This window comes from Streptomyces sp. PT12 (assembly GCF_003311645.1).
GTDB lineage: Bacteria > Actinomycetota > Actinomycetes > Streptomycetales > Streptomycetaceae > Streptomyces.
This window is the reverse complement of record NZ_QEST01000096.1, coordinates 114,290-127,860: the sequence shown is the minus strand read 5'-3', so window position 1 is coordinate 127,860 and position 13,571 is coordinate 114,290. Positions and strand designations below refer to the sequence as shown.

Annotated in this window: 14 protein-coding genes and 1 pseudogene; 11 read left to right on the top strand and 4 right to left on the bottom strand. The window is 73.8% G+C overall.

All coding sequences use genetic code 11. The annotated features are described in order from the left end of the window. Positions 1-44 precede the first annotated feature (44 nt). The 5 genes from DEH69_RS11605 to DEH69_RS11585 all read left to right on the top strand — a co-directional run bounded on the left by DEH69_RS11605 (position 45) and on the right by DEH69_RS11585 (position 5,054). Positions 45-782: a sirohydrochlorin chelatase gene (locus DEH69_RS11605; RefSeq protein WP_113686849.1), complete on the top strand. Its 738-nt coding sequence runs from the start codon at positions 45-47 to the stop codon at positions 780-782. 123 nt (positions 783-905) lie between these two features. Next, on the top strand, positions 906-1,502 hold the full coding sequence (locus DEH69_RS11600) for a hypothetical protein (protein WP_113686848.1): 597 nt from the start codon (positions 906-908) through the stop codon (positions 1,500-1,502). A gap of 30 nt (positions 1,503-1,532) precedes the next feature. Further along, entirely contained in the window at positions 1,533-2,186 is a 654-nt protein-coding gene (locus DEH69_RS11595; protein WP_113686847.1) for a bifunctional 2-polyprenyl-6-hydroxyphenol methylase/3-demethylubiquinol 3-O-methyltransferase UbiG, read from the top strand. A 235-nt stretch (positions 2,187-2,421) separates the two neighbouring features. Next, complete coding sequence (locus tag DEH69_RS11590; protein WP_113686846.1) at positions 2,422-3,666, top strand: deoxyguanosinetriphosphate triphosphohydrolase; 1,245 nt, start codon at positions 2,422-2,424, stop codon at positions 3,664-3,666. 113 nt (positions 3,667-3,779) lie between these two features. Next, on the top strand, positions 3,780-5,054 hold the full coding sequence (locus DEH69_RS11585) for an NAD(P)/FAD-dependent oxidoreductase (protein WP_113686845.1): 1,275 nt from the start codon (positions 3,780-3,782) through the stop codon (positions 5,052-5,054). Between the two features lie 42 nt (positions 5,055-5,096). On the opposite strand, the gene DEH69_RS11580 is transcribed toward DEH69_RS11585, so the two are convergent. The 3 genes and pseudogenes from DEH69_RS11580 to DEH69_RS11570 all read right to left on the bottom strand — a co-directional run. After that, a complete protein-coding gene (locus tag DEH69_RS11580; protein WP_113686844.1) occupies positions 5,097-5,717 on the bottom strand; it encodes an SRPBCC family protein in 621 nt (206 codons plus the stop codon). Further along, positions 5,710-6,060, bottom strand: a complete 351-nt coding sequence (locus DEH69_RS11575) for a helix-turn-helix transcriptional regulator (RefSeq protein WP_113686843.1) — start codon at positions 6,058-6,060, stop codon at positions 5,710-5,712. The genes DEH69_RS11580 and DEH69_RS11575 overlap by 8 nt, the downstream gene beginning before the upstream one ends. Before the next feature lie 204 nt (positions 6,061-6,264). Beyond that, positions 6,265-6,783, bottom strand: a pseudogene (locus DEH69_RS11570) (NUDIX hydrolase); the annotation flags it as partial. A gap of 82 nt (positions 6,784-6,865) precedes the next feature. On the opposite strand from DEH69_RS11570, the gene DEH69_RS11565 reads away from it, so the two are divergent. The 3 genes from DEH69_RS11565 (at position 6,866) to DEH69_RS11555 (ending at position 8,179) form a co-directional block, all read left to right on the top strand. Further along, positions 6,866-7,378, top strand: a complete 513-nt coding sequence (locus DEH69_RS11565; RefSeq protein WP_113686842.1) for a GNAT family N-acetyltransferase — start codon at positions 6,866-6,868, stop codon at positions 7,376-7,378. A 58-nt stretch (positions 7,379-7,436) separates the two neighbouring features. After that, positions 7,437-7,853: a DUF4231 domain-containing protein gene (locus tag DEH69_RS11560; protein ID WP_309302783.1), complete on the top strand. Its 417-nt coding sequence runs from the start codon at positions 7,437-7,439 to the stop codon at positions 7,851-7,853. 131 nt (positions 7,854-7,984) lie between these two features. Further along, positions 7,985-8,179, top strand: coding sequence for a hypothetical protein (locus tag DEH69_RS11555; protein WP_181727383.1), 195 nt, complete (start codon positions 7,985-7,987; stop codon positions 8,177-8,179). On the opposite strand, the gene DEH69_RS11550 is transcribed toward DEH69_RS11555, so the two are convergent. After that, entirely contained in the window at positions 8,167-9,450 is a 1,284-nt protein-coding gene (locus tag DEH69_RS11550; protein ID WP_181727382.1) for a hypothetical protein, read from the bottom strand. The genes DEH69_RS11555 and DEH69_RS11550 overlap by 13 nt on opposite strands. 58 nt (positions 9,451-9,508) lie before the next feature. Here DEH69_RS11550 and DEH69_RS11545 point away from each other — a divergent pair, with 58 nt between their 5' ends. The 3 genes from DEH69_RS11545 (at position 9,509) to DEH69_RS11535 (ending at position 13,566) form a co-directional block, all read left to right on the top strand. After that, positions 9,509-10,207 (top strand): TetR/AcrR family transcriptional regulator C-terminal domain-containing protein, encoded by a 699-nt coding sequence (locus tag DEH69_RS11545; protein ID WP_220131228.1) that lies wholly within the window; start codon positions 9,509-9,511, stop codon positions 10,205-10,207. Between the two features lie 123 nt (positions 10,208-10,330). Further along, the gene (dnaG, locus tag DEH69_RS11540) at positions 10,331-12,280 is read left to right on the top strand and encodes a DNA primase (RefSeq protein ID WP_113686838.1); all 1,950 of its coding nucleotides are present in this window, start codon (positions 10,331-10,333) and stop codon (positions 12,278-12,280) included. Between the two features lie 227 nt (positions 12,281-12,507). Next, positions 12,508-13,566 (top strand): RNA polymerase sigma factor, encoded by a 1,059-nt coding sequence (locus tag DEH69_RS11535; RefSeq protein WP_258534599.1) that lies wholly within the window; start codon positions 12,508-12,510, stop codon positions 13,564-13,566. The last annotated feature ends 5 nt before the right edge of the window (positions 13,567-13,571 follow it).

Below are 13,571 nucleotides of genomic sequence, written 5' to 3'. Positions count from 1 at the left end.
CTCGCGCAACACCGCCGCAACGCCCGGGGCGCAGGCTGGCGGTTATGCGCAACGCCCGTAGCATCCCGCCCACCCTGGTCGCCGTGGCCCACGGCTCACCCGACCCCCGGGCTCACCGGGCCGTCGAGGCGCTGGTCCGGCTGGTCCGCGCGCTGCGCCCGGGACTGCGTGTCGAGCTGGGCCACCTGGAGATCGACAAGCCGCTCCTGGCCGACACGCTGGCCCGTCTGCGCGGCGAGGCGGTGCTCGTGCCGTTGCTGTTCAGCAGGGGGTACCACGTCAAGCACGACATACCCGCGATCGTCGCGGGCGCCAACCCCCGCCTGAACGTGACCACCGCCGCATGCCTCGGCCCCCACCCGCTGCTGGCCGAGGCGCTGCACAGCCGCCTGGTCGAGGCGGGCCACCGGCGCGGCGACGCGGTGATCCTCGCCGCGGCGGGCTCACTCGACCCCGAGTCCGCGGCGGGCACCGGCTACACCGCCCAGATGCTCGCCACCCGCCTGGGCGGCGCCCGGGTCCTTCCGGCCTACGCGTCGGCGGCCCGCCCCACGGTGGCCGAGGCGGTGGAGCGCTTGCGCGCCGAGGGCCACCATGGCATCGCGATGGCGTCGTGCTTCGTGGCGCCGGGGCTGTTCAGCACCCGCTGCGCCGAGGCGGCCCCGGGGGCGGTCGCCGCGCCGCTGGCCCCGCACCCGGCGCTGGCGCGGCTGCTCCTGCACCGTTACGACCAGGCGCGCGACGCCGCGTTCACCAGCCCCGCCCTGGCGACGACGGCCTGATCCGCGGCACCTGCCGTATCCCGCCCTCGACCGCCGCCGCTCGCACACCAGTTGGTGCAATGGGCCAATGTGTCGGGGGTGTGAGCCGACCAATGACTGGGAGAGCGCTCTCCATGGTCGGGAGTGAGGGCCGATTACGACTGGCTGCGGCGGGCCGCGGACGCCGAGGCGCGGGCGCGCTGGCTCGGTGAGCGCTTTCCCGATGGGATCCCACCCCAGTGGTGGAACGCCGTCCTCGGCCTGGTCGAGACGGAGGTCAGCCTGCTGCGGGCGGTAACTCGCGCGGAGAGCGCCCAACGGTTCGCCTTCGCGGACTCCCTCCTCGCGCAGGCCCCCGCCCTCGGGGGGATCAGCCGATGTGAGGCCGCGGCCCGGCGGGTCAGGCTCGCCGCCCTCGCGCACCGGTACGAGCCTCCGCTCGTCGGGCTGCCTCCCGGGCTGACCCCCGACGGCTCGGCCCGCCGCCTCCTGGACGCCCTGCCGCTCGCCCGCCCCGAGGCCCGTGCCGCCGCCGAGCTCAGGCGCCGCGGGCAGGCCACAGGCGAGGACCGCTCCCACGAGCCGGGGGAACCCATCCCGCCCGGCCAGGGCGCCTCCGGAACGCTCGCGCGGCTCCAGGAAACGGAACGCGCCGTCGAAGACCTCCGCTGGGTGGTGGACGCGATCGAGGACCCTGGGCTGCGGGCCGAGGCCGCGGCCTGGCTGGCGCGGCACGACTGAACCCCGGGCAGGCGCGGGTACGGTCCCGGCATGACCGAGTCGCTCGACGTATCCGGCTACTGGGAGACCACCGGGGCCGCCAAGGCGTTCACCCACCCCCTCGACCGCGACCTGCTCGCGGCCCATGTGCCGCGGGGCGCGCGGGTGCTCGACTTCGGGTGCGGCTACGGGCGGCTGACCGCCGAGCTGGCCGCGCTCGGATACCCGGACGCGCACGGCGTCGACACCTCGGCCGCGCTCGTGCGGCGCGGGCGGGCCGAGCACCCCGGGCTGAGCCTGGAACACCGCCAGGCGCTGCCCCTGCCGCACCCGGACGGCGCGTTCGGGGCGGCGCTGCTGTTCGCGGTGCTGACGTGTGTCCCCGACGACGTCGCGCAACGGGCGATCGTCGCCGAGCTGGCCCGCCTCGTCCACCGCGGCGGGGTCCTGTACCTCAGCGACGTCCCGCTCCAGAACGACCTGCGCAACCTGGAGCGTTACCGGGAGCAGGCGGAGCGCCACGGCGCGTGGGGTGTGTTCGAGATTCCCGACGGTGGAGTGTTCCGTCACCACGACCCCGACCACCTGCGTTCCCTGGTGACCGACCACGGCTTCGCGATCGAGGCCGAACGCCAGGACACGGTCGCCACCCTCGACGCCCACACCGTCGAACGCCTCCAGATCGTCGCCCGCAGGGTGGGCTGAACGCGAAGGTCCCGCCCGGAGGGCGCGGCTTACAGGAGAAAGGATTCGCCCGGTTCCGGAGAGCGCTCTCCCGGGGCGAGGATGCAGCACGGTGGACTTGGCCGCGCAAGCTTTCGCGCTATGGGAGAGCGCTCTCCCGCTGCCTAGCCCGCCACGCCCCCGCCCTGCCCCTGCCCCCGCCCCGCTTGGCCCCCGAGGGCGGCGGGTCGGGTGTGGGGCGGCTACCTTCGTTCGTATGCACGTCGCAGGGTATGACGAGGCCGCCGCCGAGCGGTGGGATCCGGAGGCCGACAAGCGGCCTGGGCGCACCGCGTTCCAGCGGGACCGGGCGCGGGTCCAGCACTCGGCCGCCCTGCGCCGTCTCGCGGGGAAGACCCAGGTCGTCACGCCCGACGCCCCCGATCCCGACGCCGCGCCGCGCACCCGGCTCACCCACTCCCTCGAGTGCGCCCAGGTCGGGCGCGACCTCGGGGCGGCGTTCGGGTCCGACCCCGACATCGTCGAGGCGGCGTGCCTCGCGCACGACCTCGGGCATCCGCCGTTCGGGCACAACGGAGAGCGCGTTCTCGACCGGATCGCCGACGGCTGCGGCGGGTTCGAGGCCAACGCGCAGTCGCTGCGCCTGCTCACCCGGCTCGAACCCAAGCGCTTCGCGGGCGCCCAGGCGCGTTCCGTCGGCCTCAACCTCACCCGCGCCACCCTCGACGCCGCCACCAAGTACCCCTGGCCGCGCGGCACCAGCCGCCGCAAGTACGGCGTGTACGAGGACGACCTGCCCGTCTTCGCCTGGCTGCGCGCCGGCGCCCCCGCCGAACGCCGTTGCTTCGAGGCGCAGATCATGGACTGGGCCGACGATGTCGCCTACTCCGTGCACGACATGGAGGACGGGCTGCGCGCCGGGCACCTCACCCCGGGGCTGCTGCGCGCGACGGCCGAGCGCGACGAGGTGTTCACCGTCGCCGCCAAGCGGTACGCGCCCCCCGGCACCGAGCACGACGCGCTCGCCGCGGCCCTCGACCGGCTGATGGCCCAGGAGTGGTGGCCGACGAGCTACGACGGCGGCGCGCTCGCGCAGGCCCGGCTCAAGGACGCGACGAGCCAGCTCATCGGGCGGTTCTGCCTGGCCGCCGAACGCGCCACCCGCGCTAGGTACGGCCCGGGCCCGCTGCGCCGCTACGCCGCCGACCTGGTCGTTCCCGAGGCGACCCGGCTGGAGTGTGACGTGCTCAAGGCGGTCGCAGACGTCCATGTGATGCAACGCCCCGACCAGGAGGCGATCAGGACGCGGCAACGCGCCGTGCTCGGGGAGCTGGCCGAGGCCCTCGTCGTCCGCGCGCCCGAGGGGCTCGACGCGCAGTACCGCGCGCTGTTCGCCGCGGCCACGGACGACGCCGAGCGGCTGCGCGTCGTCGTCGACCAACTCGCGGCGCTCACCGACGCGTCCGCGCGCTCCCTGCACGCCCGGCTCACTCGGCCGTGACCTGGCGCGTCGCGCGAGGGCGCGGCGCGTCCCGCGACGACGTGCCCCCTTCCGGCCAAGCCGCTGGTGGGGCAGGCTCCTTGGGATTGGCGCACCAGATCGGGAGGCACTGCGTGGACGGCACACACCGGACGTTCGTCATCATCGGCGGTGGACTGGCCGGGGCCAAGGCGGCCCAGACGTTGCGTGAGGAGGGCTTCCCTGGCCGGGTGATCCTCATCGGCGACGAGCACGAACAGCCCTACGAGCGTCCCCCGCTCTCCAAGGACTACCTGACCGGCCGGGCCGTCAGGGAGAGCGTTTTCGTGCACCCCCCGGCGTGGTACGCCCACAACCGCATCGAGCTCCATCTGGGCCAGCCCGCCGTCGCGATCGACCGGGCGGCCCGCGAGGTCAGGCTCGGCGACGGAACACGGCTGCCGTACGACGCCCTGCTGCTGGCCACGGGCGCCGAGCCGCACCGACTCGGCATCCCGGGAACGCAGTTGGCGAACGTTCACCATCTGCGCCGCCTTGCCCACTCCGACCACCTGCGGGGCGTGCTCACCGGCACGGCGGGGGCGGGCGAGCCGCTGGTGATCGCGGGGGCGGGCTGGATCGGTCTCGAAGTGGCCGCCGCCGCACGGACGTTGGGCGCCGAGGTGATCGTGGTGGAGCCTGGGCCCACTCCGTTGCACGGCGTGCTGGGGCCCGAAGTGGGGGCGGTGTTCAGTGAGTTGCACCGCTTCCACGGGGTGACGTTCCACTTCGGGACCCGGCTCGCCGAGATCACCGGGCGCGACGGGGTGGTCGCGGGTGTCACCACCGAGGACGGCCGTCGGCTGCCCGCGCGGGCCGTGCTCGCGGCGATCGGCGCCGGGCCGCGCACCGCGCTGGCCGAGGGCGCCGGGATCGCGCTCTCCGAGGGTGGCGGCATCGCCGTGGACGCCGCGCTGCGCACCAGCGACCCGGCGATCTTCGCCGCCGGGGACGTGGCCGCCGTGGCGCACCCCGGCGGCAAGGGCGGCAGGCTCCGCGTGGAGCATTGGGCCAACGCCCTCAACTCGGGTCCCGCGGCGGCCCGTTCGATGCTGGGCCACGAGGTCGTCTACGACCGGGTGCCGTACTTCTTCTCCGACCAGTACGACGCGGGCCTCGAGTACTCGGGGTGGGCGCCGCCGGGGGCGTATGACCGGGTGGTGTTCAGGGGGGATCTGGCCAAGCGCGCGTTCATCGCGTTCTGGCTGCGCGAGGGCCGCGTGCTGGCCGGGCTCAACATGAACGTGTGGGACGTGGTCGAGCCGATCCAGCGGCTCGTCCGCGCGGGGCTGCCCGTGGATCCCGAGGCTCTCGCCGACCCGGGGACCCCGCTCGAGTCCCTCGTCCCCGGCGACCGACTCAAGGGGTGACCGGGCCCGGTCCCGGCCGACCCGGGCCCGGTCCCGCGCCGGTCAACTCTCCTGTGGCTCAGGGGCGTAGAAGGCCGCGGTGTTGGCCGCCGAGCGCTCCGCCTCGGCGGCGTCCGCGCCCGACGCCTCGTGCGCCGCGCGCCAGCGCTCGGCGCTGCCGAGGATGAACTCCCGTTCCTCCTTCGCCTCCGTGCCGCCGAGGTGGGCCTCCAGGCCGATCAGGGCCAGGTCCCAGCCCACCCCGACGGCCCCGGGACCGTAGCGGTCCCAAAACTCCGGGTCGACGACGGCGACATGCTCGAGCTCGAGGAGCGTGGCGCCGTCGCCGTCAGGGGGCAGCCGCAGCGTGACCTCGGGCGCGGGGGTGCCGGGGATCTCCTCGCCGTAGATCCAGCTCACCCGCAGCAGCGTCGGCTCCTGGCACGCCAGCACCTCACCGCGGGCGTTCCCCTCCAACTCGTAGGCGCCGCCCAGCCGTAGCTCGCCGCTGACCGGCGCGAGCCAGCGGGCGAGGCGTTCGGGGCTGGTGCAGGCGTTCCACACGTCGGCGGCGGGGGAGTCGTAACGCCGCCGCAGGATCACGGCCTTGCCCTCGTGGCCGCCGATCGCCGTCGTGACAACCTCACGCCGCACGGCGTTGATCCGGTCCACCAGCTCACTCATCCGAGCCCTCCTCGCCCGTTCTCGCCCGGCGCTTCCCGCGGGCCAACTCCGTGCCGAGCGCGTCCAGTCGCTGGTTCCAGAACCGGCCGAAGCGGTCGAGCCACCGGTCCACCTCGGCGAAGCGCTCGGGGGCGACGGCGTACAGCCGCCGCGTCCCCTCGGCCTGCACCGTGGTGAACCCGGACTCGCGCAGCACCTTGAGGTGCTGCGAGACGGCGGGTTGCGATATCCCGAACTCCGCCCGGACGACGCCCACGATGTCTCCGGCTGGCCGTTCCCCTTCGGCGAGCACCTCGAGGATGCGCCGCCTGACGGGGTCACCGAGAACGTCGAACGCGTGCACGGCGGTAAGCTATCAGCGTCGACTTATATCAGCGTCGACTTATATCAGCGAGGGCGAACGTGAATCGGGTCGGTCCGCGTGTCACAGCGCCCTGTCAACGCCGTCAACCACGTCAACGCCGTCAACCACGTCAACGCCGCCGACCCTGTCGACCACGTCAACGCCGCCGCCCTTGTCAACTCCGTCGACTCCGCCGCCCACCCCGTCGACCAGCAGATACAGCAGCCCGACCAGTGAGCCGCCGCTGATGATCTCGCGGCGGTCGATCATGCCCCTGATCCGGTCGACGGGGATCCACTCGATGCGGTCGGACTCGTTCAGCTCGGTCGGTGGGCCGATATGGGTCGCGGTGTCCGCGCGGAAGACGTGGTGCTCGGCGTCGGTGATGCCGTTGGCGGGCTCGGCGTAGATCAACGGCCGCATCGGCCCTGGCCGCCATCCGGTCTCCTCCTCGACCTCGCGCGCCGCCGTCGCCGCCGGGGTCTCGCCCTCCTCGACCAGGCCCATGGGCAGCTCCCACGCCCACGCGTCGGTGATGAACCGGTGGCGCCACAGCATCAGCACCTCGCGGCGCTCGTTCAGCACGACGGCCACCGCGAGGTGTCTGAGGCGGACCACATGGTGGTCGAACCGTTGTCCGTCGGGGAGTTCGACATCGATCAAGCACAAGTTCAGCCAAGGGTTGGTGTACACCTGCCGTTCGCCGTACGTCTTCCAGCGCATGATCATGACCGTAGTCCACGCGGGCGCCCCCCACGCCATCCCTGGCGGCCTTCACCCGGACGAGCGCGCGTAGGGTGCGGGCATGACCATCCGCACCGAGGTCGTTCCCCGCGACGCGGTCCTCGATCTGCGCTGGCGGGTGCTCCGGCCCGGACACCCGCGCAACGCCGCCGAGTTCGCCGAGGACGCGCGGGAGGACACCTACCACCTGGCGGCGTTCGATGGCGAGGGCGCCGAAGTGCTAGCGTGCGTCAGCCTGTTCCCCGAGCCGCTGCCCGGCGATCCGAGGGTCGCCCACCGCATCAGGGGCATGGCGTCGGCGCCCGCCGTGCGCGGGCGTGGCTTCGGCGCGGCGCTGCTGGGTGCGGCGGGGACCGAAGCGGCCCTGCGCGGCGCGGAGTTGCTGTGGTGCAACGGCCGCGTCGAGGCGGTCGGTTTCTATGTGCGGCACGGATTCTCCGTCGTGGGCGAGGAGTTCGTGATCGAGGGCGTGGGCCCGCATCACGTCATGGCGCGGTCCCTCACGGAGCGGCCGCTCACTGACCGGCCCCTCACCGAACCGCCCGTCGCGAAGGCCCAGGGCCACGGCGGGTGACGCGCCGGGCGCCGCCGGTGAGCGCTCTCCCGACCCCTGGACCGGCGCCCCCGACCCCCTGCTGGCCCGGGACCGGCGCGACCTGGCGTTCTACGAGCGGGTGCGCGACAACAACCGCCGCCTCCACCGGCTCGTCGAGCTGGTCGCCCTCGCGGCCGCCTCGGGCACGGTCGTCGCCGCGGGGCTTCGGGCCGAGCCCTGGCTGACCGCGACGATCGCCGCGGTGACGCTGTTCTGCACGGGCTTCCGCCAGGTCTTCGGCCCCGGGCCGCGCTGGGCGGTGGCCGGTCACGCGTGGGACGCGCTGCGCCGCGCGCTCGACCGCTACCAGCTGCTGCCCGAGGCCGAGCGCGACGAGGCGGCCCGGGCCGAGCTGCTCGCCGCGGTCGAGGCGATCCGCGCCGACGAGACCCGGCAGTGGGCCGAGCGGCAGCGCCAGCAGGCGCCCCCGGGCGAGCCGCCCGCGCTGCCCTGAGGGCCCGTGGCCCCCAGGCCCGTCAGCGCCCGTCGGCGGCGCTCAGCGCCCGTCGGCGGCGGTCTGCGCGGGAGTACTCTGGCGGCGAGGGGGCCGTTCGGGTCCCCGCTTCCGGAACGGCAGGTGACCCCATGGACACAACGCGTACCGCCGACGCGCCGGACACCCCCGACGAGGCGGCCGCGGCACGGGCGGCCAGGTTCGGGCAGCTGCCGCCCCGCGTCGCCCCCGGCGACATGGTCGAGGAGAGCCCGGCGTCCCCGCCCGCCGACCCGTCGTTCGGACGGAACCCCGACACCGACTGGATGCTGCGCTACGCGAGTTGACCCCGCCGGGGCCGCCCCTCGGGCCGGGGCCGCCCCTCGGGCCCGCCGACCGCGATGTCGGCGGGCAGCAGCGGCTCGGTGAGCAGCCGCCGCACCCGCGCGTTCCGTTCCTCGGGCGCCCCCGTGTCAAGCCACGCGCCCACCGTGCGCCAGCCGTGGTAGTAGCCGAGGACATACACCCCCATCCCCGGCGCGGCCACGGACGCCATCGCCGCGTCCACCTCCGCGTCGTCGAGCAGCGCCCAACGCGCCAGGTAGGCGCGGACCTCCGCCTCGGGGCGCCCCTTGTCGGCGAGGAGCGCGGCGTTGGCCCACGCGCCCCAGAGCGCGTTGCGCGCGTCGTGGATCGCGGCGAGGTCCGCGCCGTCGGGGGCGATGCCGAACGGGCCGAGCACGTGGCGTTCCAGCCACTCCCGCGCCTCGTCGCCGGGGAAGATCACCTCCTGGGCGCGCAGCCCCATCCCCTCGCTGAGCACGAACGGCGGGCTGAGCAGGAAACGCGTCCGGCAGTCCGGGTGGTGCTCCTTGAGCAGCGACTCGGCGATGTGCCCCGGGTGGCCCTCGTGGGCGACGACGGAGAGCAGGTCGGCGAGGTTGAACGGCAGCCCCCCGTTGACGAACAGCGTCGAGCGGCCCCCGCTCTCGTGGTGCCCGGCCGCCAGGAAGTGCGCCCGCGGCACCACCGTGCAGCGCACGTCCTCGTCCGGCAGCGGCACGATGGCCGCGCTCGTCCTGGCGCGGGTCTCGGCCACGGCCGCCAGCACCAGGCGCGGTAGCTCGTCCCGGCGCCTCCGCGGCAGCGTGTGCGCCCGGCGCCAGGCGTGCAGGCGGTGGTGCGTCGTTCCCCGCGCGCCGGAGGGCAGCGCCGTGGCGAGCCGGTCGTGCGCCTCCTCGAAGACCGGCTCGGGCACCCATCCGGCCTCGATCCCCAGACAGGCGCGCGCGTAGGCGCTCAGCGGCTCGCGCACGCCCGCCGCGCGCCGGGCCACCGCGCGCAGCGATCGCACCTGCGCCGTGAGATACGCGGCGCGCGCCGGCGTGAACGGCGGGTCGGCCAGCAGCCGTTCCGCGTCGTCGGCCAACTGGCCCGCCGGGCGCGGCTCCTCGCCCGCCACCTCGTTCGCCCATGCCGCTGGGCCCCGGTGGATCAGCAGTGTTCCGCTGCCCTCCCCCGTCACCGCCCGGTTGACGCGCAGGGCGAGCATCGCGTAATCACGCAGCCAGGACGCGGACTCCGGGGACTCATGTGATGGTGCTATCGCATCGGCCATGGAAGAGAAGCTAGCCGTACGGAAAACCGTACGGCGTACGGACGAAAGGCGGGCGTGGGTGACGAGGCGGCGTGGACAACCGAGCCTCTGGTTCCGGGACGACGGGGGTGGGCGTAGGCCACGGCTGTCGCGGGAGCGGATCGTCGAGGCCGCCGTGGACCTGCTGGACAGCGAGGGAGTGGAGGGGTTCTCCATGCGCCGCCTGGCCGCCAGGCTGCGCGCGGGCACGATGTCGCTCTACTCCTATGTCGAGACCCGCGAGGACGTGCTCGACCTCGCGCTCGACGCGGTGATGGGCGAGTTGGCGCTCGATGACGACGACGGCGTCGACTGGCGCACCGCGTTGACCCGGCGCGTCGAGCAGAGCCGCCAGGTGATGCGCCGCCACGTCTGGATCACCACGTTGATCGGCACCCGGCCGCTCATCGGCCCGACGTCGCTCGCGCGTTCCGACCGCTTCTACGCGACCCTCGCCAGGGCCGGGCTGCCACCGCTCGAACTCAACGCCGCCGTGAACACCCTCTTTGCCTACGTGCATGGATTTGTCGCCGCGGAGAACGTCTGGCGTTTGACCGTGACCGATCCCGAACACGAGGCGAAGCTGCGCCGCCAGGTCCGCCGCCATGTCCTCGCGCACGCGGACCGCTATCCGGCGCTCGCTCGCGAGGCCGATGTGACGGACGGCGACGCCGACGGGGGGTTCAGGCGCGGCCTCGACCTCATCCTCGACGGGATCGAGGCCCGCCTCGCGGCCTGAGCCCCGTGGCACGAGCCCTGTGGCACGAGCCGCGCGGCCCGAGCCCGTCGCCGTTCACGCGTGGCTGTTCACGCGCGGCCGTCCCGGGCCCCGGGTGTCGGAGGGGCGCCGTAGACTTCTGGCGTGGCGGGCAGGATCAACGACGAGGACGTGAAGTCGGTCAGGGACGCGGTCCCGATCGACGCCGTGGTCTCCGAGTACCTTCAGCTGCGCCCCGCGGGCGGCGGGAATCTCAAGGGTCTGTGCCCGTTCCACGACGAGAAGTCGCCGTCGTTCCACGTCAGTCCGAGCAAGGGCCTCTACCACTGCTTCGGCTGCCAGGAGGGCGGGGACACCCTCGGCTTCGTGATGAAGATCGAGCATCTGTCGTTCTCCGAGGCCGTCGAGCGGCTGGCCGCGCAGGCCGGGGTCACCCTGCGGTACGAGCAGGGTGGGTACAGCCCGGGGCGCCAGCAGGGCGAGCGCACGCGGCTGATCGAGGCGCACAAGGTCGCCGCCCGCTTCTACGCCGAGCAGCTGGCCACGTCGCCCGAGGCCGAGATCGGCAGGCGCTTCCTCGCCGAGCGCTCCTTCGACCAGGCGGCCGCCGAGCGCTTCGGCGTCGGATACGCCCCCGCGGGCTGGGACCACCTGGTGCGCTTCCTGCGCGGACGCGGCTTCACCGACCTGGAGTTGCTGGCCTCGGGGATCGCCCAGGACGGCAAGCGCGGGCCGATCGACCGGTTCAGGGGGCGGCTGATCTGGCCCATCAGGGACATCACGGGCGAGGTCGTGGGCTTTGGCGCCCGCAAGCTCCGCGACGACGACGGCGGCCCCAAGTACCTGAACACCCCCGAGACGCCCATCTACCGCAAGTCCCAGGTGCTGTACGGCATCGACGTGGCCAAGCGCGACATCGCCAAGACCAACCGCGCGGTCGTCGTCGAGGGGTACACCGACGTCATGGCCTGCCACCTGGCCGGGGTCACCACGGCGATCGCGACGTGCGGCACCGCGTTCGGCGCCGATCACGTCAAGATCCTGCGCCGCGTCCTGATGGACAACTCGAGCTCGCACCGCGCCGGAGAGGTCGTCTTCACGTTCGACGGCGACGCGGCCGGGCAGAAGGCCGCGCTGCGGGCGTTCGAGGACGACCAGAAGTTCGCGGCCCGCACGTCGATCGCCGTCTCGCCAGGCGGCATGGACCCGTGCGAGCTGCGGATCGCCGATGGCGACGAAGCCGTGCACAAGCTGGTCGAATCGGCGTCGCCGCTTTTCGAGTTCGCCATCAGATCGATCGTCGACCAGCACAATCTGGACACGGCGGAGGGCCGTTCCGCCGCGCTCGAGTTCGCCGCGCCGATCGTCGCCCAGATCAAGGACCAGGCCATCCAGCACGAGTACGCCGTGCGGCTCGCCGGGCTCGTCGGCATCCCCGACGAGGGCTTCGTGGTGCGGCGCATCGGCCAGATCGCGCGCTGGGGGAGGGCGCGCGCCCAGGGCCAGGGCGCCGGGGGACCCGGCGCGCCGCGCGGCCAGGGGGAGCGCAGGGGTAACGCGCCCGCCCCCGTTGCCGCGCCCCCTTCGCCCGTCGGCCCTCCACTGAACCTCCGCACCCCCGCCTACCTGGCCGAGCGCGAGCTGCTCAAGATCGCGCTCCAGTTCCCCGCGCTGGTCGCGCCGGTCTTCGACGCCTACGGCGAGGACGAGTTCACCGCCGCCCCCTACACCGTCGTCCGGCGCGTCATCGGCGAGGCGGGCGGCGTCGCCGCGGCCGACGACGCGTTCCTCGACCGGGTGCGCGAGGCCGCGCCCGACGACGCGGTGCGCTCCCTGGTCACCGAGCTGGCCGTCGAGCCGCTGACCCTGCCGCGCCGCCGCCAGGCCGAGGTGGACGTGCACGCCGAGCGGAGCCTGGTGCAGGTCAGGATGGCCGCCGTCGAACGCCGCATGCGCGAGCTGGAGTCCACCGCGCGCCGCGCCGAGGCGCAGAGCGGCAACACCACGGCGGCCGAGGTCCGCCAGGAGCTGTGGGCGCTCGAGCAGTACCGCACGGCCCTCAAGGAGCGGGGCGCCGAGGCGCTCTACGCCTGACCGGCCGAGGCGCTCTACGCCTGACCGGCCGGGGCATTCCACGTCTGACCGGCGGGGGTGCCGCGCGCCTGATCGACGGGGTGCCGCGCGCCTGACCGGCCGGGGCGCGGCGGGCGAGCGGCGGGCAGCGGCGGGTAGTTGGCCGTCGCCGCTCGGTAGCCACTCCCGGCAAAAAGTGCACGCACGCATCTCGTGGCCGGAGTGTGCCGTACCCCACACTGGGGGCGGTGCCGCTCCCTCCGCTCTCCCTCCGCTCCGCCTGCCGCGATCCCTCTGGAGGCCGCTCCGTGCAGACTTCGACCCTCCCCGCGACCGACACGGCCACCGCACCGCAACCGGAAGTGACCCTGCGGGCCGAGGGAAACGGCGCGACCGGCGACCTCTTCCGCCAGTATCTGCGCGAGATCGGCCGTATTCCGCTGCTCACCGCGTCCGACGAGGTGGAGCTGGCCCGGCGGATCGAGGCGGGCCTCTTCGCCGAGGAACGGCTGCTCACGCTGGCGGTCGACGGCACGGTGGACGAGCGACTCGCCCTGGACCTCGACCGGCTGGTGGTGCGCGGCCGCCTGGCCAAACGGCAGCTGATCGAGGCCAACCTGCGGCTCGTCGTCTCGGTCGCCAAGCGGTACATCGGGCGGGGGCTGACGATGCTCGACCTGGTCCAGGAGGGGAACCTGGGCCTGATCCGCGCGGTCGAGAAATTCGATTACACGCGCGGATTCAAGTTCTCGACGTATGCGACCTGGTGGATCAGGCAGGCCATGTCGCGGGCCATCGCCGACCAGGCCCGCACCATTCGCGTGCCCGTTCATGTCGTCGAGCTGATCAACCGCGTCATCCGCGTCCAGCGGCGCGTCCTCCAGGAGCAGGGCTACGAGCCGACATCCGAGGAGGTGGCGGTGTTGCTCGGCCTCACCCCGGCCCGGGTCAGCGAGATCCTGCGGCTGGCCCAAGACCCGGTCTCGCTCCAGGCCCCGATCGGCGACGAGGACGACGTCAACCTCGGCGACCTCATCGAGGACGCGGACGTCCTCTCACCCGCCGAGTCGGCCGCGTTCATGCTGCTGCGCGAGCAGTTGGAGGCGGTCCTGTCCACGCTGGGCGACCGCGAGCGCCGCGTCGTGGAGCTCCGCTACGGCCTGGTCGACGGCCGCCCCCGCACGCTGGAGGAGATAGGCCGCCTGTTCGGCGTGACGAGGGAGCGCATCCGCCAGATCGAGCACAAGACGCTCGGCAAGCTCCGCGACCACGCCTACGCGGAACAGCTGCGCGGCTACCTGGACTGAACGCG